Origin of the sequence: Kitasatospora aureofaciens (genome assembly GCF_001188955.3) — a bacterium.
Taxonomy (GTDB): Bacteria; Actinomycetota; Actinomycetes; order Streptomycetales; family Streptomycetaceae; genus Kitasatospora; species Kitasatospora aureofaciens.
The window spans coordinates 130,041-151,698 of record NZ_JPRF03000020.1 but is presented as its reverse complement, the minus strand read 5'-3'; the positions used below and the strand labels follow the sequence as shown (position 1 = coordinate 151,698).

The 21,658-nt window shown below is 72.2% G+C and carries 19 protein-coding genes and 1 tRNA gene; 8 read left to right on the top strand and 12 right to left on the bottom strand.

Annotation, left to right across the window (positions count from 1 at the left end):
• Positions 1–34: 34 nt before the first annotated feature.
• From sepX to HS99_RS12735, 7 genes are all read right to left on the bottom strand, one after another.
• Positions 35–1,039, bottom strand: coding sequence for a divisome protein SepX/GlpR (gene sepX / locus HS99_RS12765; RefSeq protein ID WP_030286454.1), 1,005 nt, complete (start codon positions 1,037–1,039; stop codon positions 35–37).
• 150 nt (positions 1,040–1,189) lie between these two features.
• Complete coding sequence (locus tag HS99_RS12760) at positions 1,190–1,774, bottom strand: GNAT family N-acetyltransferase (protein ID WP_370863250.1); 585 nt, start codon at positions 1,772–1,774, stop codon at positions 1,190–1,192.
• A 38-nt stretch (positions 1,775–1,812) separates the two neighbouring features.
• A complete protein-coding gene (locus HS99_RS12755; protein ID WP_030286455.1) occupies positions 1,813–2,328 on the bottom strand; it encodes a MogA/MoaB family molybdenum cofactor biosynthesis protein in 516 nt (171 codons plus the stop codon).
• A complete protein-coding gene (gene moaC, locus HS99_RS12750) occupies positions 2,325–2,825 on the bottom strand; it encodes a cyclic pyranopterin monophosphate synthase MoaC (RefSeq protein ID WP_030286457.1) in 501 nt (166 codons plus the stop codon). Before moaC ends, HS99_RS12755 begins: the two co-directional genes overlap by 4 nt.
• Before the next feature lie 203 nt (positions 2,826–3,028).
• A complete protein-coding gene (glp, locus tag HS99_RS12745) occupies positions 3,029–4,366 on the bottom strand; it encodes a molybdotransferase-like divisome protein Glp (protein ID WP_030552341.1) in 1,338 nt (445 codons plus the stop codon).
• 26 nt (positions 4,367–4,392) lie between these two features.
• Positions 4,393–5,313, bottom strand: coding sequence for a UTP--glucose-1-phosphate uridylyltransferase GalU (galU, locus tag HS99_RS12740; protein ID WP_030286461.1), 921 nt, complete (start codon positions 5,311–5,313; stop codon positions 4,393–4,395).
• Between the two features lie 51 nt (positions 5,314–5,364).
• The gene (locus tag HS99_RS12735; protein WP_050366614.1) at positions 5,365–6,270 is read right to left on the bottom strand and encodes a GGDEF domain-containing protein; all 906 of its coding nucleotides are present in this window, start codon (positions 6,268–6,270) and stop codon (positions 5,365–5,367) included.
• 61 nt (positions 6,271–6,331) lie between these two features.
• Between HS99_RS12735 and HS99_RS12730 the strand changes: the two genes are divergently transcribed.
• Entirely contained in the window at positions 6,332–6,907 is a 576-nt protein-coding gene (locus HS99_RS12730) for a 5-formyltetrahydrofolate cyclo-ligase (protein WP_030552343.1), read from the top strand.
• 63 nt (positions 6,908–6,970) lie between these two features.
• Here the strand turns inward: HS99_RS12730 and HS99_RS12725 are convergent, their stop codons facing one another.
• The gene (locus tag HS99_RS12725; protein WP_030552345.1) at positions 6,971–9,694 is read right to left on the bottom strand and encodes a penicillin acylase family protein; all 2,724 of its coding nucleotides are present in this window, start codon (positions 9,692–9,694) and stop codon (positions 6,971–6,973) included.
• Between the two features lie 308 nt (positions 9,695–10,002).
• On the opposite strand from HS99_RS12725, the gene HS99_RS12720 reads away from it, so the two are divergent.
• The 5 genes from HS99_RS12720 (at position 10,003) to mscL (ending at position 14,720) form a co-directional block, all read left to right on the top strand.
• On the top strand, positions 10,003–11,487 hold the full coding sequence (locus HS99_RS12720) for a potassium/proton antiporter (protein WP_030286474.1): 1,485 nt from the start codon (positions 10,003–10,005) through the stop codon (positions 11,485–11,487).
• A 340-nt stretch (positions 11,488–11,827) separates the two neighbouring features.
• Entirely contained in the window at positions 11,828–13,204 is a 1,377-nt protein-coding gene (locus HS99_RS12715; RefSeq protein ID WP_232543142.1) for an MFS transporter, read from the top strand.
• A 125-nt stretch (positions 13,205–13,329) separates the two neighbouring features.
• Positions 13,330–13,653 carry an FmdB family zinc ribbon protein gene (locus HS99_RS41025; RefSeq protein ID WP_078938982.1) on the top strand — a complete coding sequence of 108 codons (324 nt, stop codon included), beginning with the start codon at positions 13,330–13,332 and terminating at the stop codon, positions 13,651–13,653.
• Between the two features lie 347 nt (positions 13,654–14,000).
• Positions 14,001–14,273 carry a hypothetical protein gene (locus tag HS99_RS44000; protein ID WP_141763705.1) on the top strand — a complete coding sequence of 91 codons (273 nt, stop codon included), beginning with the start codon at positions 14,001–14,003 and terminating at the stop codon, positions 14,271–14,273.
• Between the two features lie 30 nt (positions 14,274–14,303).
• Positions 14,304–14,720, top strand: a complete 417-nt coding sequence (mscL, locus tag HS99_RS12710) for a large conductance mechanosensitive channel protein MscL (protein WP_030286478.1) — start codon at positions 14,304–14,306, stop codon at positions 14,718–14,720.
• 26 nt (positions 14,721–14,746) lie between these two features.
• Here the strand turns inward: mscL and HS99_RS12705 are convergent, their stop codons facing one another.
• Positions 14,747–15,046, bottom strand: coding sequence for a hypothetical protein (locus tag HS99_RS12705; RefSeq protein WP_141763704.1), 300 nt, complete (start codon positions 15,044–15,046; stop codon positions 14,747–14,749).
• A 145-nt stretch (positions 15,047–15,191) separates the two neighbouring features.
• Positions 15,192–16,163, bottom strand: coding sequence for a sigma-70 family RNA polymerase sigma factor (locus HS99_RS12700; protein WP_030286482.1), 972 nt, complete (start codon positions 16,161–16,163; stop codon positions 15,192–15,194).
• Positions 16,164–16,586: 423 nt separating this feature from the next.
• Here HS99_RS12700 and HS99_RS12695 point away from each other — a divergent pair, with 423 nt between their 5' ends.
• Positions 16,587–17,561, top strand: coding sequence for a phosphatase PAP2 family protein (locus HS99_RS12695; RefSeq protein WP_050366615.1), 975 nt, complete (start codon positions 16,587–16,589; stop codon positions 17,559–17,561).
• Positions 17,562–17,650: 89 nt separating this feature from the next.
• Here HS99_RS12695 and HS99_RS12690 read toward each other — a convergent pair.
• Positions 17,651–17,723 (bottom strand) — tRNA-Arg (locus tag HS99_RS12690).
• Positions 17,724–17,843: 120 nt separating this feature from the next.
• Positions 17,844–20,243, bottom strand: a complete 2,400-nt coding sequence (locus HS99_RS12685; protein ID WP_051835517.1) for a hypothetical protein — start codon at positions 20,241–20,243, stop codon at positions 17,844–17,846.
• Between the two features lie 299 nt (positions 20,244–20,542).
• On the opposite strand from HS99_RS12685, the gene HS99_RS12680 reads away from it, so the two are divergent.
• Complete coding sequence (locus tag HS99_RS12680; RefSeq protein ID WP_030286487.1) at positions 20,543–21,283, top strand: GOLPH3/VPS74 family protein; 741 nt, start codon at positions 20,543–20,545, stop codon at positions 21,281–21,283.
• The last annotated feature ends 375 nt before the right edge of the window (positions 21,284–21,658 follow it).

The following is a 21,658-nucleotide window of genomic DNA, read 5'->3' as shown; positions in this document are numbered from 1 at the left end:
GTGACCACCCCCTGGTCGGGGGCGGTCACGGCGGTCACTCGTTGGCCGCGCGGGGGCGGGGCTCCGGAGCCGGGGCCTCGGCGTACTGGTCGAAGAGCGGGGTGCTGCGGGTCTCGGCCGGGCGCCCGGCGGTCCAGGTGCCGGGGGCCGACAGGTCGAGGCCGCGGGACACCCGGGGGGCGACCGGTGCGGTGACGTAGGTCGGCAGCGGGACGGGCACCGGCTCCCAGGAGTCCGGGCCGGCCGCACCGCGCTCGCGCATGCCGTCGACCCACTCCTCGTGCTCGGTCGCCTCGGCCACCGCGGAGGCGGAGGCCATCTGGACGGTGGCCTCTCCGGCCTCGGCGGCCAGCCGCAGGTGCGGACGGCGGCCGGCCCCCTGCTCGGCGGGCGGGTCCCGGTCCGGCTCCACCGCGACGGGCGTCTCGACCGTCGGCCGGTCGTCCGTCGGGGCCTCGGCGCGCTGCCGCTCGCGCTGGCGCAGCCGCTCGGCCGCCTGGGCGGCCCGGGTGCGGTCGAGCTTCACCTCGTACCGCTGGCGCTCCAGCTTGCGCAGGTGCCCGATGTAGAGGGTGAGGAGGAGCGCCGGGACGGCCGGGACCCAGAGGAAGGCGAGGCCGGCCACCGCGGCGACCACCGCGCCGAGGGCGAAGGCGAGGAAGAGGACGGTGACCATCCGGCGCCGGCGGGCCAGCAGCCGAGCCCGGCGCTCGCCGCCGACCGCCCGCAGCGGGGCCGGCCGTTCGGCCGGGCGCTCCGGGGCGGGTTCGGGCTCCCGGGTGGCGGGGTCGCCGGAGGCGGCCTCGTCCCCTTCGGGAGGGCCGTCGTTGCTCTGCTCGCCGTCACGCGGTTCGTCGCCCAGGGCCCGGGCTGCCCGCCGCTCCAGCGCCGAACGCCCGGCCAGCAGGCGGATGGCGGTGCTGAAGCGTTCCGTCGGGCGCGCCTCGTTGAGTTCGTCCTGCCTGCGGAGCCACATCGGCACCAGATAGGCGGCCCAGGCCCCTACGATGACGGCGTAGATAAGGCCGCTACTGCTCACGATTCACACCGTACGGGCGCCGGGGAAGGCCTGGCAGCAATTTGGCGCGGCGTGTCGTGTGTTCAAGCTGATTCTCCGACTATTTTGCCGGCATTTGTGACGGTCCGCCACCGCGTCGATGCCATATCGATATTTTTTTCGAACAAATATTCAATTGCCTGGCCCGCGGCCGGAACTGAGCGCCCGCCAGCGCTCCAGCATCCCCTCCGGGACCTCCTCGGCGGTCAGGGCGTAGACCAAGTGGTCCCGCCAGTCCCCGTCGATGTGGAGATAGCGCGGGCGGATTCCCTCCGAACGGAAGCCGAGCTTTTCCACCACCCGGCGGCTGGGGCCGTTCTCCGGGCGGATGCAAACCTCGATCCGGTGCAGCCCGAGGGTGTGGAAGCAGTAGTTCACCGAAAGCGCCACTGCCGTCGGCATGATGCCCCGCCCGGCCACCGCCTCGTCGATCCAGTAACCAATGTTGGCCGAGCACATCGAGCCCCAGGTGATCCCGCCGACGGTCAGCTGACCGACCAGCTGGCCCTTGTGGATCACCACGAAGGGCAGCATCCGGCCGGCCGAGGCCTCGCCGCGCAGGAAGCGGACCATCTGCCGGTACGTCGGGCGGGGGCCGACGGCCTGACCCGCCGGGCCGGGCGGCACGGTGGCCTCCCAACGGCGCAGCCAGTCCCGGTTGCGGCGGCTCACCTCCTGCCACTCGCGCTGGTCGCGGGCCCGGATCGGGCGCAGCACGACCTCCCCCTCCTGGAGCTCTACCGGCCAGCCGGCGTTCAGTGCGCTCTCCCGGAAGCTGGTGCGTCGGGCCGGGGGTGGTCCCCGCCGCCGAGCTGGTCGACGGCGTGGGCGAGCAGCGGCTCCAGGACGGCCAGGCCGTCCTTGACGCCGCCGGTCGAACCCGGCAGGTTGACGATCAGGGTACGTCCGGCGAGCCCGGCGAGCCCGCGGGAGAGCGCCGCGGTCGGCACCTTGTCGCGGCCGTGGGCGCGGATCGCCTCGGCGATGCCGGGGATCTGCCGGTCGATGACCCGGGCGGTCATCTCGGGGGTGAGGTCCATCGGCGAGATGCCGGTGCCGCCGGTGGTCAGCACCACGTCGTACCCGGCGGCGACGGCCTCGCGCAGCGCGATCTCGACCGGCTCGCCGTCCGGAACGATCCGGGGGCCGTCCACGGTGAAGCCCATCGCGGTCAGCCCGGCGACCAGCAGCGGGCCGCCCCTGTCCTCGTACACCCCGGCCGAGGCCCGGTTGGAGACGGTCACGGCGAGTGCCCTCGTGCGCCCGCTCACTCCGCCACCTCCGGCGCGAACCAGTCGCCGCTCTTGCCACCGGTCTTGCTGAGCACCCGGACGGACTCGATGGCGGCACCCTTGTCCACCGCCTTGACCATGTCGATCACGGTCAGCGCGGCGACCGTCACCGAGGTCAGCGCCTCCATCTCGACGCCGGTGCGGTCGGCGGTCTTCACGGTGGCGGTGATCTCGACCGCGTCGTCCGCGACGGCGAGGTCGACCTTGACGCCGGAGACCGCGATCGGGTGGCAGAGCGGGATCAGGTCCGGGGTCCGCTTGGCGCCCATGATCCCGGCGATCCGGGCCACCGCGAGGGCGTCCCCCTTGGGCACGCCCTCGCCGCGCAGCAGCTCCACCACCTTCGGGGAGACCCGGACCCGCCCGGCGGCGACGGCGGTGCGCGCGGTGGTGGCCTTCCCGGACACGTCGACCATCCGGGCGGCGCCCTGCTCGTCGACGTGGGTGAGTCGGTCGCCGGGGTTCGGTGTCGTCACGGGTACTCCAGGGGCGCGCAGGTCGAATACCGCGCTACCGTACCGCTCCCCGACTCGCCCGCTCGCCTCCGGGCGCTCTTGACCCGGCGCCGACGGTCGGCGCTCCGTCGCTCCCTCGCGCTCTCACTTTCGACGCCGGCGCACCCTGCGGCTCGGGGCGGAACCCGCACGCCGAGCGCGGCAACCACTCCCCTCCGGGGTCCTCAGGAGTCCAGCAGCACCACGTCGACCTCGCTGCCGGCCGGCAGCTCGGTGGTGTCCTCGGGGACGGTGATCAGGCAGTTCGCCCGGGCCAGTGCGCCGACCAGGTGCGAGTCGGCGCCGCCCACCGGTTCGACGGTGCCGTCGGCCGCCGAGTACCGGCCGCGCAGGAACTGCCGACGGCCGGCCGGGGAGCGCAGCGCGGACGGGCAGAGCGCGCGCACCACCGGGCGGTGGACGTCGGCCGCGCCCAGCATGGTGCGGATGGCCGGGCGGACGAAGAGCTCGAAGGAGATGTAGGCGCTCACCGGGTTGCCCGGCAGGGCGAGCAGCGGCACCCCGGCCGCGCCGCCGATCCGGCCGAAGCCCTGCGGTTTGCCGGGCTGCATCCGGAGCCTGCGGAAGTCGATGCCCCCGTAGGACTCGAAGACCTCCTTGACCACGTCGTACGCACCGACGCTGACCCCGCCGCTGGTGACGATCAGGTCGGCCCGGCCGAGCTGGTCCTCCAGGACGGCGCGCAGCAGGTCCGCGTCGTCGGGGACGCCGCCGACCCGGTAGGCGATGGCGCCGGCCTCCTGAGCGGCCGCGGTGAGGGTGAAGCTGTTGGAGTCGGCGATCTGCCCGGGCCCGACCGGCTCGCCGGGCTGGACCAGCTCGCTGCCGGTGGAGAGCACCACCACCCGGGGCCGCGGCCGGACCTTCACGGTGGCCCGGCCGACCGCCGCGAGCAGGCCGAGCTGAGTGGGGCCGAGCCGGGTGCCGGCCTCCAGCACGGTGGTGCCAGCCGCGACGTCGCTGCCGCGGCGGCGGATGTGGGCGCCCTCGGCGACCGGGCGCAGCACCCGGACCTCCTCGTCGGCGACCGGCGCGGTCATCGCGGCGGCGGCCGTCCCGGTGCCGGTGCCGCCGTCGGTCCACTCGACCGGGGCGACGGCCTGGGCGCCGGGCGGCAGGGGCGCGCCGGTCATGATCCGGGCGGCCTGGCCGGGGCCGACCTTGGGGAGTTCGCCCGCGCCGGCGGCGATGTCGCCGACCACGGTGAGCACCGAGGGGTAGATGTCGGTGGCGCCGTCGGTGTCGGCGGTGCGCAGCGCGTAGCCGTCCATCGAGCTGTTGTCGAAGGGCGGCAGGTCGCCGTCGGCGACCACGTCCTCCTCCAGTCGGCAGCCCTGGGCGTCGAGCAGCTGGAGCTCGATCGCGGGCAGCGGGCCGATCGCGGCCAGGATGTCGGCGCGGTGCTCGTCCACCGTCCAGAAGCGAGGAGCCGCCGGTGCCCGGTCCGCGGACCCGTCGCAGCAGGCTGCGGGGGTGGTGCTGTGTTCCGTGGACCCGGTCATCGGCGGCTCGCTCTCTGTGTGGGGGATCAGTCCTGCAGCTCGGAGCCGACGAACTCCCGGAGCCAGGAGCGGAACTCCGGGCCCAGGTCCTCGCGCTCGGCGGCCAGTCGGACGATAGCGCGCAGGTAGTCGGCGCGGTCGCCGGTGTCGTAGCGGCGGCCCTTGAAGAGCACGCCGTGCACCTGGCCGCCGGCCTCGGGGTCACGGGTGGTCAGCTCGCGCAGCGCGTCGGTGAGCTGGATCTCGCCGCCTCGGCCGGGCGGGGTCTCGCGCAGCACGTCGAAGACCAGCGGGTCGAGGACGTAGCGGCCGATGACGGCGTAGTTGGACGGGGCCTCGCCGGGCTCGGGCTTCTCGACCAGGTCGGTCACCTGGAAGACGTCCTCGCCGAAGCCGTTGGCCTTGACGGCGGCGCAGCCGTAGAGGTGGATCTGGGAGGGGTCGACCTCCATGAGGGCAACGACCGAGCCGCCGAGCTCCTGCTGCACCTCGATCATGCGGGCGAGCAGCGGGTCGCGCGGGTCGATCAGGTCATCACCGAGCAGGACGGCGAAGGGCTGGCCGGCTACGTGCTGCTCCGCGACGGAGACGGCGTGGCCGAGGCCCTTCGGGTCGCCCTGGCGGACGTAGTGCATGTTGGCCAGCTCGACGGACTCGCGGACCCGGCGCAGGCGGTCCTCGTCGCCCTTGCGGACGAGCAGCTCCTCCAGCTCGTAGGCCCGGTCGAAGTGGTCCTCCAGCGCGCGCTTGTTGCGGCCGGTGACCATCAGTATGTCGGACAGGCCCGCCGCGGAGGCCTCCTCGACGACGTACTGGATGGCCGGCTTGTCGACGACGGGCAGCATCTCCTTCGGGGTGGCCTTGGTCGCCGGAAGGAAGCGGGTGCCCAGTCCGGCCGCGGGTACCACGGCCTTGGTTACCGGAATACGGGAGGTGGTCGTCGTCATGCGTTTACCTTACTCAGGCACGTTTTCGCCCGGCCGAGCACGGTCGGACGGCTAGGACAGCACGTTCCGGGGCACGGCCACAGTGGCAGGCGTATGGGAAGCGACCGGCTGGGCCAGGGGGTCCCCTCCGGTACAGGCCGACAGACTACCCGGCTTTCCCGAACGGTCACGTTCGGCAGTCGACGGCCGCTCCGGGGCCGAAGCCGGCCGCTCACGGGGGCCGCCGGAGGGCTGTCCGGGGCGCGGTGCGATCCGCCAGCAGTCGCCGCCGGCGGCCCGTGCCGCGGCCAGCGCGGTGTCCGCGGCGCGCACCAGGACGGCCGCGTGGGTGCCGTCCTCCGGCAGCACGGCGATGCCGGCGGCGGCGGTCAGGCCGTTGCCCGCCGGGCGGGGCGCCCGGGTGCCGGAGGACCAGTCGAGCAGCAGGTGCCGACGGACCGACCAGACCAGCCGCTCGGCGACCTGCACCGCGCCCTCGGCGCCGGTGTCCGGGAGCACCACCAGGAACTCCTCGCCGCTGTACCGGCCCAGGGTGTCGGCCCGGCGGATCTCCATCGCGAGCCGCTGGGCGAGGTCGCGCAGTACGGCGTTGGCGCGGGCGCGGCCGTGCTTGGCGATGACCGCGTCGAAGCCGGCGATCTCCAGCAGCAGCACGGCCAGCGGGCGGGGGCCGTCGGCCTGGTCGGTGTGCTCGGCGCGGCGGGCCCGTTCGATCTCCCGGTCCAGGGTGAGCTGCAGGTGGCGGTAGTTCCAGACGCCGGTGAGCGAGTCGCAGGAGGCGGTGCGCTCCAGCTCGGCGCAGCGCTCCTCCAGTTCGGCGATCCGGCCGTTCAGCCGCTCCCGGTCCTCGGCGGCCTCGGTCCGCTCCCGGCGCACGCGCAGTCCCAGCACGGTGGCGCCGGCCAGCGCGGGGGCGCTCAGCGCGGCCAGGGCGTGGACCAGCAACGGGGTGGACAATCGGGGCACCCTTTCGCGTGTCAGGCTCTGCGCGTCACGGTTTTCGGACGTGGAGGATCCGGTGCACAACGAGAAGAGCGACCTGAGGACACGGCTGTTGACGCGGCGCCGCGCCCTCACCGCCGAGGGGCGCGCCGAGGCGGCCGACGCGCTGGCCGGACACGCCTGGGAGCTGGCCGCCCCGGGCTCCACGGTGGCCGCCTACGTCTCGGTGGGCGCGGAACCCGGGACCAGGCCGCTGCTGGACGCGCTGCGGGAGAGCGGGGTGCGGGTGCTGCTGCCGGTGCTGCTGCCCGACAACGACCTGGACTGGGCCGAGTACGCGGGGCCGCAGACGCTGGTCCCGGCCGGGCGCGGGCTGCTGGAGCCGGTCGGGCCGCGGCTCGGGCCGGAGGCCGTCACCGGTGCCTCGGTGGTGCTGCTGCCGGGCCTGGCCGTGGACCGGGGCGGGCTGCGGCTGGGCCGGGGCGGTGGCAGCTACGACCGGGTGCTGGCCCGGCTGGGGCGGGCGGGGGTGCGGCCGGTGCTGGCCGTGCTGCTGTACGAGCACGAGCTGCTGGAGCGGGTCCCGGCCGAGCCGCACGACCTGCCGGTGGACCTGGCGATCACCCCCTCCGGGGTGCGGACGCTCGGCTGAGACGGCGGCGGCCCCGCTCCCCCGGGTGGGGAGCGGGGCCGCCGTGCGCGTGCCGTACGGGCGTCAACCGGTGGTGAGCACCAGCTTGTGCTTGGTGGCCTTCTCCACCGCGTCGGGGGTGAAGGCCCAGGTCAGCAGCTTGCCCTTGAGCCAGAGGTCGGTCTGGTCGTTGTAGTTCGCGTGGAAGGCGTGGCCGGACTCGCCGCCGACGTTGATCCAGCGCGAGGAGTCCAGGTCGTTCAGGTCGACCACCATCCGCATCGACGGGATCCAGTCCACCTGGTAGCCGGCCGCCGCGTTCCAGCCCGCCGCGTCGACCGCCGCCGAGCCGCCGGAGAGGCGGTACGGGCCGCGGTTGAGCAGCTTGTGGACGGCGCCGGAGGCGATCGAGGAGTTGTCGGTGCCGAGGGTCTGCTCGCGCAGCTCCAGCTTGTGCAGGCGGCCCCAGCTCCAGGTGGAGATGTCCTTGCCGAGCAGCGAGGTCAGGTCCTGCCGGGCGTTCTTCATCGCCTCCTTGAGCAGGTTGTCCAGGCCCTTCTGCTCCTTGTGCTGGGAGTCGATGTACGTCCACCACGAGCTGTCGGGCTTGTCCAGCTGGGCCCGGACGACCTCGGTCCAGCGGTCGCCGCCGTCCGGCTGGGCCTTGCCCGGGTCGCGGGTGCCGCACTGGGTGACGATCTTGCTGGAGCTGTCCGGCTTGGTCGGGTCGTCCTGCTGGCGAACCAGCAGGCAGTTGTCCTTGGCCCGGATGTCGGCCGGGAACTTCTGGCCGAAGGCGAGGCTGAGCAGGTTGCGCCAGACGCCGTTGTAGTAGGCGGCGGCGGCCGAGTCGGCGTCCTGGTGGTAGTTCCAGTCCTTCAGCAGGTCCTGGGCCCGGCGCACGTACGGGTCGTCGATCTGCTGCTTGAGCAGCAGCGGGACGAGCGTCTTGGCCATGATGCTGGTGTTGTCCAGCTGGAGGGTCTGCATGTCGTCCGGCGAGATCTTGCCGTTGTTCTTGAGCAGGCCCTCGATCTGGTCGGTGATCTCCTTGGCCCGGGTGCCGTACTCCCAGTCCTTGGTCAGGTTGTACTTGTAGTTGGGGTCGACCACGGCCTGGTTGGCGGTGACGATGTAGCCGACGGCCGGGTTGAAGCTGTACGGCAGGGCGGTGAAGGGGACCGGGTCCGGCTTCCACTGGTAGGAGGAGTCCCAGCCCGGGGCGGGCATCGAGCCGTCGCCCTTGCCGCCGCGCACCGGGATGACGCCCGGGGCCTGGTAGCCGATGTTCTTGGCGTCGGCGTAGATCAGGTTCTGCGCGGGGACGGCGAAGTCCTTGGCGGCGTTGCGGAAGTCGTCCCAGTTCTTCGCCTTGTCCAGCTCGAACACGGCTTCCATGGTCTTGCCGGGGCTGAGTGCCGTCCACTGCAGGGCGACACCGTAGCCGCCGGTGCCGCGGTCGGGGGCGGAGCTGCCGTTGGGGGCGTACTTGCCGACGTTCTGCTGCTCGGTGCTCGTGTCGGAGATGAGCGGCGCGCCGGTCCTGGTGGTGCGGACGGTGATGGTGTGGTCCTCGCCGCCGGCGACCTTGATGGTCTCCTTGCGGAGGTCGAACTTCTCGTCCTTGCCGTCCACCTGGTAGGTGTCCGGGCCGGTGACCTTCTCCAGGTAGAGGTCGGTGACGTCGGCGCCCAGGTTGGTGAAGCCCCAGGCGATGTCCTTGTTGTGGCCGATCACCACGCCGGGCATGCCGGCGAAGGTGAACCCGGAGACGTCGAACTGGCAGGCCGGGGAGAGGGTCCGGCAGTGCAGGCCCATCTGGTACCAGACCGAGGGCAGGCCGGGGCCGAGGTGCGGGTCGTTGGCCAGCAGCGGCTTGCCGGTGGTGGTGTGGGAGCCGGCGACCACCCAGGAGTTGGAGCCGATGCCCTGGCCGGGGCGGCCGAGCAGCTGCGGCATCCCGTCGATCCGGTCGGTGAGGCCCTGCATCAGCGCCTTGGTGGTGGTGGCGCCCTGGGCGGTGCTGCCGCCGGGGGCCGCGCCGGGCTGGGTGGAGCCGTCGGCCGGGCGGTAGGTGTCGCCGCTGACGGTGCCGGTCTTCACGATCGTGCCGTTGCGGGAGTACGGGTACTCCGGGTACAGCTCGGCGATCTTGTCCGGGCCGAAGTCCTGGGCGAGCAGCGAGCGGTCGATCTCCTCCTGGAGGTTCCCGGAGAGGTTCCAGGCCATCGCCTTGAGCCAGGCCACCGAGTCCACCGGGGTCCACTGCTCGGGCTTGTAGCCGCTGTTGACGGCGCCGAGCATGGCGTACTCCAGCGAGGCCTTCTCCCCGCCGGGGTGCTCGGCGAGCCAGGCGTTCACGCCGTCCGCGTAGGCCTGGAGGTACTTCTTGGTCTCCGGCGAGAGCTTGGTGTCGTACTCCTTCTGCGCCACCTGGCGCCAGCCCATGGTGCGGATGAAGGAGTCGGTGTCGACCTGGCTGTCGCCGAACATCTCGGAGAGCCGGCCCGCGGTGATGTGCCGGCGGACGTCCATCTCCCAGAAGCGGTCCTGGGCCTGGACGTAGCCCTGGGCGCGGAACAGGTCCTCGGAGGTGTCCGCGTACAGCTGCGGGATGCCGTTGGCGTCGCGTTTGACGTCGACCGGCGCGCTCAGGCCCGCCACCTTGACCGTGCCGTCCACCTCCGGGAAGGACGCACGGACCGCGGTGACCCCGCGGTAGCCGCCGTAGCCGACGCCGGCCACCAGCAGCACGACCAGCACGATCACGATCAGACGGGCGCGCCGGAACTTCTTCGAGCGGGGCATCTGGGTCCTTGCGGTCCTGACTTCGGGGCGGGCGGGCGTGTCCAGGGCCTGGGGCCGTGACAGGGAACCACATTAGGCCGAGTCGGCGGAGGGCTGTGAACGGGGGACCAAACTAAAGATATGGCAAAATGTTAGACTGAGTAACGATCCGCAACAGGAGCATTGACGACTTCTTAGCGGGTCCGTGCTCGACAGCACTCCTCTCTGTACGCACGGAACACTCCCGCACTACAGACACTGCCGCACCACCTGCCACTTCTGCACCACCTGACACCCCGCCCGCCCATGCCTGCCCGAGGTGCCACTGCGTGAACGTCGCCCATCTGAACCAGCTCCTGCTCGAAGCCTCCGTGATCCTGCTCTTCGCGGTGGTCGCCGTCCGGTTCTCGACCCGATCAGGACTGCCCAGTCTGCTGATCTACCTCGGGATCGGCGTGGCACTGGGCCAGAACGGGATCGGCGTCACCTTCAACAACGCCGAACTGACCCAGGTGCTCGGCTACGCGGCACTCGTGGTGATCCTGGCCGAAGGCGGCCTCAAGACCAACTGGCGCGACGTCAGACCGTCGTTGCCGGCGGCCACCGTACTGGCCACCGTCGGCGTCGGGATCAGCGTCTTCGTCACCGCGGCCGGCGCCCACTGGCTGGTCGGCCTGGACTGGCGGACCTCGCTACTGCTCGGGGCGATCGTCTCCTCCACCGATGCCGCGGCCGTCTTCTCGGTGCTGCGGATGGTCCCGCTACCGCACCGGCTCACCGGCCTGCTGGAGGCCGAGTCCGGCTTCAACGACGCGCCCGTGGTCATCCTGGTCGTCGCCTTCGCCTCCACCGGCGAACCGGACACCTGGTACGTACTGCTCGGCACGATCGTCGCCGAACTGGCGATCGGCGCGGCGGTCGGCCTGGCCATCGGCAAGCTCGGCGCGTTCGCGGTGAAGCACGTCGCGCTGCCCTCCTCGGGCCTCTACCCGATCGCCGTGGTGGCGCTGACCGTGCTCGCCTACGCCGGCGGCTCGCTGCTGCACGGCTCCGGATTCCTCGCCGTCTACATCAGCGCGGTGATCCTCGGGAACTCCAAGCTCCCGCACGGACCGGCCGTGCGCGGTTTCGCCGACGGGCTGGCCTGGATAGGGCAGATCGGCATGTTCGTGCTGCTCGGGCTGCTCGCCGCGCCCGAGAGCATGGGCGACGCCGTGGTGCCCGCGCTGGTGATCGGCACGGTGCTGGTCTTCCTGGCCCGGCCGCTGTCCGTGGTGCTCACGCTGACCCCGTTCAGGGTGCCCGGCCGCGAGCAGGCCCTGCTGAGCTGGGCCGGGCTGCGCGGCGCGGTGCCCATCGTGCTGGCCACCATCCCGGTGGTCTCCGGCGCCCACAAGGCCGCGGACGTGTTCAACATCGTCTTCATCCTGGTCGTCGTCTTCACCCTGCTCCAGGGACCGACCCTGCCCTGGATGGCCAAGCGGCTGAAGATCGGCGAGGGCGCGATGGGCCAGGACCTCGACATCGAGTCGGCGCCGCTGGAGAAGCTGCACGGGCACCTGCTGGCGATCACGCTCTCGCCGGCCTCGCGGATGTCCGGGGTGGAGATCAGCGAGCTGCGGCTGCCCAAGGGGGCGGCGGTCACCCTGGTCGTGCGGGAGGGCAACTCGTTCGTGCCGGACAAGGCGACGATGCTGCGCGGCGGGGACGAGCTGCTGGTGGTCACCACGGACGAGGTGAGCGAGGCGGCGGAGCGGCGGCTGCGGGCCGTGGACAAGGGCGGCAAGCTGGCCGGGTGGCTGAACGGGCGCTGACGGCCTTCGGTCCGCTGCTTGCTGCCGGTGCCGGTGCCGGTGCTGGCGCCACTGCTGGTGCCGGTGCTGGCGCCACTGCTGGTGAAGTGGGTGGTCTGGCAGAATCTACGCGCGTAACTGTATGCTGGTTCGACTACGCCGTATAACTACCGCTAGACCACCCCCAGCATCTGCCTGACGCAGAGTTGGCGCGACCGCTCGGCGGCCGCGGTCCGGCCCCGGCCCACCAGGCCCGGCCGGCCCGGTATCTACCCCGGTCGACGCGCGAGAGGACGACTCTCGGCGCCGTCGGGGCCACCCCATGCCCTGCCGCGCTACCAGGCAGCAGGAAGGACCGACCGTGACGGCCCGCCGAACGGTCGAGATCGCCGCGGACTCCACCCCGGACACCGCTCCGGACACCGCGGCCGGCACCCCCCACAGCGCGATCGCACCGACCAAGGTCGGTTACGGCGCGCTGCTGCGCACGCCCGGCGCCTGGACGTTCCTGGCCCCCGCCTTCGTCGCGCGGCTGCCCTACGCGATGCTCAGCATGGGCATCCTGATGCTCGTCGAGAACACCTACGGCTCGTACGGCACCGCCGGCACCGTCACGGCGATCGCCGCCGTCGCGCAGGCGCTGATCGGCCCGCAGACCGGGCGGCTCGCCGACCGGTACGGGCAGGCCGCCGTCCTGCTCCCGACCGTCGCGGTGCACGCGGCCTCGGTCGGCCTGCTGATCGCGCTGGCCCTCGGCCACGCGCCGGTCTGGTGCCTGTTCCTGGCCGCCGTCCCGGCCGGCGCGAGCGTTCCGCAGATCGGCGCGATGGTCCGGGCCCGCTGGATCGCCACGATCGGCGCCGAGGGCGCGTCCGCCTCCTCGGCGGCCAAGGTGAGCACCGCGTTCGCCTTCGAGTCCGTGACGGACGAGTTCACCTTCGTGATCGGCCCGATCCTGGCCGCCAAGATCGCCACCTCGGTCAGTCCGTCCGCCGCGCTGATCACCGAGGCCGCGCTGACCTTCGTCGGCGGCCTGGTCTTCGCCACCCAGCGCCGTACCGCCCCCGCCCGGACCGCCCCGCAGCCCGGCGCGCGGCGCGCCTCAGCGCTGGCCTCGCCCGGCGTCCGCCTGCTGGCCGGGGTGATCCTCGGGGTGGGGGCCGTGTTCGGCGGCATGCAGGTCTCGGTGAACGCCTTCGCCGACTCGGTCGGACAGCACGCCGCCGCCGGCACCGTGTACGGGATCTTCGCCGGCGGCTCGATGGTGGCCGGCGTGCTCTACGGCGTCATCGCCTGGCGCCGGGCCGTCCAGCAGCGGATGGTCATCAGCTACGCACTGCTGGTGGTCGGCTGTTCGACGCTGTGGGCGATGCCCAACCTCGTCACGCTGTCGATCGCCGGGCTGTTCTGCGGCCTGGCCATCGCCCCGACCCTGATCAGCGGCTACACCCTGGTCGAGACGCTGGTCGAGGACGGGGCCAAGACCGAGGCCTTCACCTGGCTGACCGGCGCCATCGGCCTGGGCCTGGCGGTCGGCTCGATGGTGGCCGGGCGGCTGATCGACGGCCACGGGCCGTCCGCCGGGTTCCTGGTACCGCTGGCCGGCGCCGGTCTGGGGCTGGTCGCCCTGGTGTCGATGCGGCACCTGCTGGTCGCACCGAACAGGAGCGGTCACGTGGTGGCAGGGTCCGGCGAGCGCACCGCCCCGGCGCAGCTGGCCGGCGCGGCCAAGGGCTGAGCGAGCGGTCGAACGCGGCCCGTACCGGCGCATCTCACACCGGATTCGCTGGACTGATCCAACGGAATACCGCATCATTGACCATCGTTAGCACTCATCAGGCGAGAGTGCCAGGAGGAAGACAAGTGCCCACGTACCAGTACCAGTGCACCGAGTGCGGCAACGGCCTGGAGGCGGTGCAGAAGTTCACCGACGAGGCGCTGACCACGTGCCCCGACTGCCAGGGACGGCTCCGCAAGGTCTTCTCGGCCGTGGGCGTCGTGTTCAAGGGCTCGGGCTTCTACCGGACCGACAGCCGCTCGTCCTCCAGCAGCTCGGTGGGTTCGTCCGCCGGCTCCTCGACGTCGTCGACGACGTCGGGCTCGTCGAGCGCTTCCGGTCCTTCGAGCTCGTCGAGCGCTTCCAACTCGTCCAGCTCGTCCAGCAGCCCGGCTCCGGCCGCGAGCTGAGCTCGACTCCCGGGGGTTTCCGGGAGCTTCCGAGGCATCACGGGAAGGCCCGTCGGCCCCGCTTCGCGCGGGGGCGACGGGCCTTTCCACGTTCTTGCGGTGGTCCCGCGCCGCTCCGTGGTCCGGTGCCGTGGTCCGGTGCCGTGGTTCCGCGCGGGGTCCCCGCGCGACGTTCGTCAGTTCTCGGAGGTCGGTCTCACTCGTGTGAGTGTACGAAGTTGTCCACAGGGGCGGAGTTTTCCACAGGTTGTGGGAACCGGCTTTCCGGCGGCGGCGGATGCGCGCATCGTGTGGGTCACCCGGCGGTGCCGACCGCACGGTGACCGAGCGAATCCGGAGGTCCCCCGATGACGACCGTGAGCCTGTCCGTTCCGCTGCCCGCACCCACCGTGCCGCCCCGACAGGAGGTGCCGAGCTTCCCGCCGATCAGACGCGGGTGCGGCGGGTGGCACCGTTGGCGGCGAGCCGTCCGCCGACGGGCCGGGGTGCCCGCGCTGGTGCTGCTCGCGGTGGCCGCGGCGCTCGCGCTCGGGCCCGCGCGGGCCGGGCTGCCACCGCCCTCCGAGGGCGCGGTGGGCCGTACGGGTTGTCAATCCCGGATTCCGGAGGATCACCCGTAACCGAGGAACGACTTCGTCGTTCGAGGCGGCATGAAAGGCTTCAAGGAATTCCTGCTGCGGGGAAATGTCGTCGAACTCGCCGTCGCCGTGGTCATCGGCGCGGCCTTCACCAACATCGTCAACGCCTTCGTCAAGGGCGTCATCAATCCGATCGTCGGCGCGTTCGGGACGAAGGACCTGGCGTCCTACAGTTCCTGCCTCAAGGGGCCGTGCGAGGTGAGCGGCACCGGTGAGGTCACGTCCGGAGTCCTCATCCTGTGGGGGTCGGTGCTCAGCGCCGCCCTGCAGTTCCTGATCACCGCCGCCGTCGTCTACTTCGTCCTGATCGTGCCGATGAACCGGATGGCGGCCAGGCGGAAGACCGTCGTCGAGGAGGCGGCCGAGGCCGAGGCCAAGGAGGTCCAACTGCTGACCGAGATCCGCGACGCGCTGGTCACGGCGCGCTAGACCCTCCCGCTACCCGTTACTGCTCGCTAGTCACCGTGGTGCGGCGGGCGCTGGCTCAGGTACCAGTCCAGCCCCCGTCCACCGCTCTCCCCGGCACCGGGGCGGTCACCCCAACCGGCGTCGGTGTCGTCCCGGGACTGCTGGTCCAGGGGGTCGCGGAAGACCAGACGGGCCTTCGCTGTGCCCTCGGCCTGGGCCTTCGCCTCGGCCGGAGTGCCCTGGGCCTTCGGCTGCCGCCGGTCCTGCTCCTCCCGGCCCTGCCCTCCGTGCCCCTGCTCTCCCTGGCCCTGCTCTCCCGGCCCCTGTTCCTGTCGCCGCTCGCTCACCCTGTCCACTCCGTCCACTCCCCTGCCGGTCCCCTGTTCACAGCCCGACCCGTCCCTCCAGCCTAAGAGGCCCGCGACGCGCCACGGGCCCCGATGCGGAGCGCTCCGCACCAAGGCCCGGGTGGTCGACCTCGGCCGCCGACCGTCAGGCGGCTTCGAAGCCCGCGTGGTCGGCGATCTTCTTCAGTTCGGCCAGCGCGTGCTTCTCGATCTGACGGATCCGCTCGCGGGTGAGTCCGTGCTGCTTGCCCACCTCGGTGAGGGTGCGCTCCCGGCCGTCCTCCATGCCGTAGCGGGAGCGGATGATCGAGGCCGTGCGGTCGTCCAGCCGCCCGATCAGGTCGTCCAGTTCCTCGCGGCGGAGCATGACCATCACGGCGTCCTCCGGGGACGTCGCCCCGGTGTCCTCCACCAGGTCACCGAACTGGGTCTCGCCCTCGTCGTCGACCGACATGTTGAGGCTGACCGGGTCCCGCGCCCAGTCCAGCACGTCCTTGATCCGGGCCTCGGTGGTGTCCAGCTCGGCCGCGATCTCGGCCGGCTCCGCCTCGCGGCCCAGTTCCTTGGACTTCTCGCGCTGCACCCGGCGGATCCGGCCGAGCTCCTCGACCAGGTGCACGGGCAGCCGGATCGTGCGGGACTGGTCGGCGATCGAGCGGGTGATCGCCTGCCGGATCCACCACGTCGCGTAGGTGGAGAACTTGAAGCCCTTGGCGTAGTCGAACTTCTCGACGGCGCGCACCAGGCCGGCGTTGCCCTCCTGGATGAGGTCCAGCAGCGGCAGGCCACTGCGCGGGTAGCGGCGGGCGACCGCCACGACCAGACGGAGGTTCGAGCGGATGAAGACGTCCTTGGCGCGCTCGGCGTCGGCGGCTATCGCCTCCAGCTCCTCGCGCGTGACGCCGTCGGGGAGTTCGCCCTCGTCCAGCATGTGCTGGGCGTACACGCCGGCCTCGATCCGCAGCGAGAGCTCGACCTCCTCGGCAGCATCGAGCAGGGGCGTCCTGGCGATCTCGTCGAGGTACATACCGACCAGATCGCGATCGGCCTCAAGGTTGGTCGGGCGGGCCGCGCGAGTCCGGTCGGCCCTGTCGCGAACGACGGCACGGGTGGCCATGCTTGCTCCCTTTGCTGGAATTTGCCGAGGTCTGCCTGCCTGCCCCGAGGGCAAGAAGTGCGGGCCCCGAGGGGCTCACACGTAACGATCCAACGAACAGATTCCGGACAACATTCCCAAGTCGCTCAGATTCTTCCCGCCGATGCAGTATCCTGCCGGTTTTCACTCCGAGTTTGGACACCGCGTGACCGGACGAACACGTGAAGTGCCCGTTCGCGACTGCCTGTCGAGCGCTTCTTCACCGGCCGCACACGCAACCGCCGCCCCTTCGTTGAACAGTTTGGCGATCGCCCGCGTTCCCGTGCGCCGCCCGGCTTCCGCCCGCACCCACACCCCGGCGTACGCAGGTCCTCCGCACAAAAGATGCCAAATCGCTATCACCCCGGCTCCCGATCGGCGCAGGACGCTGGGAAGGTACCAGGCATGCACCTGACCAACAGCACGACCTCCGTCACTGTGCGTCAGCGTCGCCTCCTTCGGGACGCGTCGCTCGCGCTGGGCTGCGCCGCGCTGTTCTGCCTCCTGGCGACGCTGGTGACGGGCCGCTGGCACCCCCTGTACCAGTTCGACCAGGACTGGACCAGCGAACTCCACGACTACGCACGGGATCACCGGATCTGGACCGCCGCGGTGCAGACCCTCTCCGACATCGGCGGACCGGTCACGATGCGTGCACTGCTGGGCATCGCGGCCGCCTGGCTCTGGCTGATCGGCGCCCGGGTGCTGGCCGGCTGGGTGGCCGCCCAGGCACTGGTCGGCTGGGGCGCCCAGTGGGCGCTCAAGCTGGCCGTCGGCCGGCAGCGGCCCGCCTTTTCCGACCCGGTCGCGCACGCCGGCGGCCCGGCCTTCCCCTCCGGACACGCGATGGCCTCGGCGATCACCTGCGCCGTCCTGGTCGGCCTGCTCTGGTACCGGGTCCAACGCCGCGGCCGTACCGCCGCCTGCGCGGTGGCCGCGGCGACGGTGCTGACCATCGGGTGGACCCGCACCGCCCTCGGGGTGCACTGGCCCAGCGACGTGCTGGCGGGCTGGCTGGCCGCCGGCGTCGTGCTGGGAGTCGTCACGGCCGCGATCGAGCTCTGGCGCCCGGGCGCACTGGCCCGTGACGTACGACGGGTCAACTGGCGCACCAGGCCCCGGGTCCAGCGGGTCATCGTGCCCTACGACCGCACTCCCCGCCCCGACGGCCCGTTGGACGACGGACCCTCGAGCGACGGCCCGTCGGATCGTGGCGCGCCGGCCGGCGACCCACGGAACGCCGACCCACGGAACGCCGACCCACGGAACGCCGACCCACGGAACCACGACCCGCTGGACGACGGCCCGCCGGCCGGTGCCGAGTCGGACGTGCCCGGCAGGGACGACCCGGCCGACCGTCCGGACGCGCCGGTCCGCTGAGACCGCGAACCGCGGCGAACCACTCCCCGAAATGCCGCAGGCCCTCCGTCCCGGGGTGGGAGGAGGGCCTGCGAGCTGCGGTTCTGCTGTGCCCCAGACAGGAATCGAACCTGCGACACCGGCTTTAGGAGAGCCGTGCTCTATCCCCTGAGCTACTGAGGCGCGGCCGGTCGGTGACCAGGCCGTTCACAGCGTACCGGATCGGGGATGGGCCGGGGGCGGTGAAGGGGGAGCCGGGTGGGCCGGCTCCCCCTTCGGGGTCGGGGAGGGGGAGGTCAGGGCTCAGAGGAGGCGCAGCAGGCGGGACTGGATGGACGGCGGGTTGAGGTCGGACTGGAGGGCCACCGGAACCTCCGACTTGCTGTCGCCGGAACCCACGCGCAGGGAGCCGATCTCCTTGCCCGCCTTCTCGTTGTGGTGGAGCGGGGTCGGGTCCAGGGTGATCGTGCCGGTGACGCCCGGGAAGCCGGCCACCACGAGGTCCTTGGTCGCGACGACCGGGACCTTGCCGCCGAGGCCGTCGTCCACCGTGCCGACGACGTCGCCCTTCTTCACCACGGTCTGGCCGGTCAGCCCGTTCTGCGCGGCCTGGATCTGCTTGCCGCTGACCTTGAGCACAGTGGGCAGGATGCCGTCGCCCGGGTTGGGCGAGGTGGCCTGCTGGCCCAGGGTGACGCCGAGGATCATCCGCTTCACGCCGCCGATCTCCTTGTAGGCGGCCCACATCAGGCAGCCGCCGGCCGGGGTGCTGGAGCCGGTCTTGACGCCGATCACGCCGGTCTTCGGGTTGATCAGGTTGTTGGTGTTGGAGATCTTCACGTTGTTGAACGTGGTGTCCGGGGTGGAGACGATCTGCCGGAAGATGTCGTCCTTCATGACCTGCTCGGCCAGCTTCAGCTGGTCCTTCGCGGTGGACTTGGTGTCCGCGTTGAAGCCCGCCGGGTCGGCGTAGATGGTGTTGGTCATGCCGAACTTGGCCGCGGTGTCGTTCATCTGCTTGACGAACGCCTCCTCGCTGCCGGAGTGGAAGCGGGCGAGCAGCCGGGCCACGTTGTTGGCGGACGGCAGCATCAGCAGTTCCAGGGCCTGGTACTCGGTGAGCTCCTGACCGGCGGTGAGCGTGACCCGGGACTCGTCGCTGTTGCCGGACTCCTGCGCGGCCTGCGGGTCGACCATGATCTTGGGCCCGCTCTCCCCCTTCTTCAGCGGGAACTTCTGCAGGATCAGGTAGGCGTTCATCACCTTGGTGACGCTGGCGATCGGGGCCGGCGTCTCCTGGCCCGAGCTGCCCAGGCTGCCGACGCCGACCACCTCGGCGGCGGACTGGCCCTTGGCCGGCCAGGCGAGGTCGAGCGGGTCACCGGAGAAGCTGAAGCTGCCCGCGGTCGTCATCCGCACCTTCGCGTCCGGCAGCGGGCGCAGCAGCTGGGCCACCCCGACCGCGCCGAGCACCACGGCCAGGAAGACCGTCCAGATGGTGATCCGCTTGAGCGCACGCCGTAGCGGCGTGACCGGGCGGGCGTTGAGGGTGGCCAGGACCTCCATCGCCTCAGCCGTGTTCTCGGGCGAGGGCTCGGGAGCGGGCTGGGGCTGCGGCTGCGGCGCCGGCTGGGGAGCGGGCTGCGGGGAGGGCAGCGGCTCCGGCCGGGGCAGCGGCGGGACGGGCGGCAGTGGAGGGGCCGGAGTCGGGGCCGGCTCGGGCTCGGGGAGGGGCCTGGGCGCCGGAGTCGGCTCGGGCACCGGCTCCGGGACGGGGGTCGGCTCGGGCACCGGAGCCGGCTCCGGGGGCTCGGGGACGGTCCCGGCGGCGGGGGCCGCGGGGGCGCGACGCGGCTCCGGCTTCTCCAGCTTCTCGGTCCGGCCCGACTCGGCAGACCCAGCAGACCCATTCGACTCGCCCGGCTCGTCCGCCTTCTGACCGGGCTGCCCGTTCCTGGTCAGTACGACGGTTGCGGTGGCACCGCCGGCGCGGGGGTCGGCCGCGGTGTCGGCGTCCCTGTCCGCCTCGGTGTCAGTGTCCGAGGAGGCGTCGGTGGAGGAGTCGGCGTCGGTGGAGGAGTCGGCGTCGGGCGTGTCGGCCGCGCCGCCGGTCTTCTCCGCAGCCTTCTCGTCGGCCTTCTCGGTCTTCTCCGCAGCCTTCTCGTCGGCCTTCCCGTCGGCCTTCTCCGCCGCCACCGCCGCTGTCCGCATGGCGAGACGCGGGTCGGCGACGGGCGGCCGCTCGGCGGCCTCCTTCGCTCCGTCAGCCTTCGGCGAGTCCTTCGTCTCCCTTGCCGCACCGTCGGAACTGTCATCGCCCGTAGGCTTCCGCAGTTCCTCGGGCAGCCGGAGCGCGGTGGTCTTGTTGTCCACCGGCAGCCGCAGCATCGTCGTCCGGCTGTCCACATCCCGGACACGGAGCTGTACGGTCGAACCGCCCTTGGCATCGGCCTTCGGCGTGTCGGCGGATGCCTCGGCGGGTGCGTCAGCGGGCGCCTCGGCGGGTGCCTCGACCTCGGCCTCCGCCGCGGCCTTGGCCCCGGTCTCCGCCGCACTCTCCGCCGCGGCGTCGGCCGACCCCTCCGCGGACGCGTCGGCGGAGGCCCCGGCTGACGCACCGACAGCCCGCGCACCGGTCCCTTCGCGCTCGCGGTCCTGCTTCCGCTCGCCGTCCCTCAGCACCCTGTCGGGGGACTCGCCCACGTATCCCAGCCTCCTCAACGCCCCGGCGGGGCACCGGCAGACCCGATTTCGGGAAGCCGACGCCCCGCCCCGTGTACCTGTACAGTCTCCGCCACCGACGGTCGATCCAGCCGCGCACACCCCGCCCGACCGGCGCTTATTGCCGCCGCACGGCCGCACCGCTGTCTGTTCGAGAGTCAGACGCCGGGCCGGAGGCCGCCGGTTCCGCGCCTTCACCGCAAGGTCACGATTCGGAGGCGTACTCGACAAGCCCGTGTGAGAGGCGTCACCCTGTCTCTCATCCACGCGGGGAGGCTTGGATGGGCAAGAGCCGCAGAACTGTTCCCGAGGAACTCTTGCTGCTCGCTTTGGACCCGACCACGGGTACCACGGCGCAGCCGCAGACCCTCGACCTCGGACTCGCCGGGGCGCAGCTCGTCGAGCTGTCCCTGGCCGGACGGATCGTACCGGAGGGCGACCGGATCGCCGTCGTGCTCGCACGGCCGACCGGCGACCCGACCCTTGACCACGCACTGGAGCTGCTGCGACGACGCGGCAGTCCGGTCCGCGCCGCGCACTGGATCGGCGGGCCCCGGCTGGGGCTGCGGCAGACGTACCTGGCGCACCTGGAACGCTGCGGCATGGTCACGGCCGTGCCGGGGCAGGTGTGCGGGGTGCTGCCGACGACCCGGTACCAGGCGTCGGACGACTGCACCAACGCCGCGATCAAGCAGCGGCTGGACACCGCGATCCGCACCGGCGTGCCGCCGGACCCGCGGACGGCCGCGCTCGCGGCCCTCGCCCACTCGGTGGGGCTGGGCAAGCACCTGTACCCGGGCAACGAGGGCCGGTCCTCACGATCGCGGCTGCGCGACCTGATCCGGTACGACCCGCTGGGCGGGATGGTCGCGCACGCCGTGATGGACGTGCAGAACGGCCTGCCGACACAGCAGAACCGTTCTTCCCAGAGTTCCGGGGCCGCCACCGGCCGCCCCGGTGCCCGTGCCGCGGGCCGGACCTCGGGCGGGCGGGTCGCCGCCCCACGGGTCGCGGTCCGCTGATCCGAAACCGCCGACGGCGTGCCCGGCGGCGCGTCCGGCAGCGTGCAGCACACCGTTCACGCCCGCCGAAGGCGCTGAACCACCGTCCGCGCAACTCCGTACCGCCGGCACGACCGGCACGACCGGCACGACCGGCACCACCAGTAGCACCAGGGGCGGTCGCCCCGCGACGCAAGTCGCCCGGCGACCGCCCCTCTGCCGTTCCCGGAGGCCCGCCGGGGCCCACCGGCTCACTACCGGTTCGAGTCGCCGAGCCGCATTACCACCTGGGAGCTCCCGGTGTCTCACGGACGCGCTTTTCCGATGATCTGTTCTACTGCGCTGCTGTGATTCCCCGGCGCCGAGCTGGCCCAAGGTGTCATGCTGCTCCAAGTC

Excerpts from the sequence above, each read along its gene's own strand:
- HS99_RS44000 (WP_141763705.1), top strand. The coding sequence starts at position 14,001 with ATGACGACCGTGAGCCTGTCCGTTCCGCTGCCCGCACCCACCGTGCCG.
- mscL (WP_030286478.1), top strand. The coding sequence starts at position 14,304 with ATGAAAGGCTTCAAGGAATTCCTGCTGCGGGGAAATGTCGTCGAACTC.
- HS99_RS12700 (WP_030286482.1), bottom strand. The coding sequence starts at position 16,163 with ATGGCCACCCGTGCCGTCGTTCGCGACAGGGCCGACCGGACTCGCGCG.
- glp (WP_030552341.1), bottom strand. The coding sequence starts at position 4,366 with ATGACCGGGTCCACGGAACACAGCACCACCCCCGCAGCCTGCTGCGAC.
- HS99_RS12725 (WP_030552345.1), bottom strand. The coding sequence starts at position 9,694 with ATGCCCCGCTCGAAGAAGTTCCGGCGCGCCCGTCTGATCGTGATCGTG.
- galU (WP_030286461.1), bottom strand. The coding sequence starts at position 5,313 with ATGACGACGACCACCTCCCGTATTCCGGTAACCAAGGCCGTGGTACCC.
- HS99_RS12695 (WP_050366615.1), top strand. The coding sequence starts at position 16,587 with ATGCACCTGACCAACAGCACGACCTCCGTCACTGTGCGTCAGCGTCGC.
- HS99_RS12680 (WP_030286487.1), top strand. The coding sequence starts at position 20,543 with ATGGGCAAGAGCCGCAGAACTGTTCCCGAGGAACTCTTGCTGCTCGCT.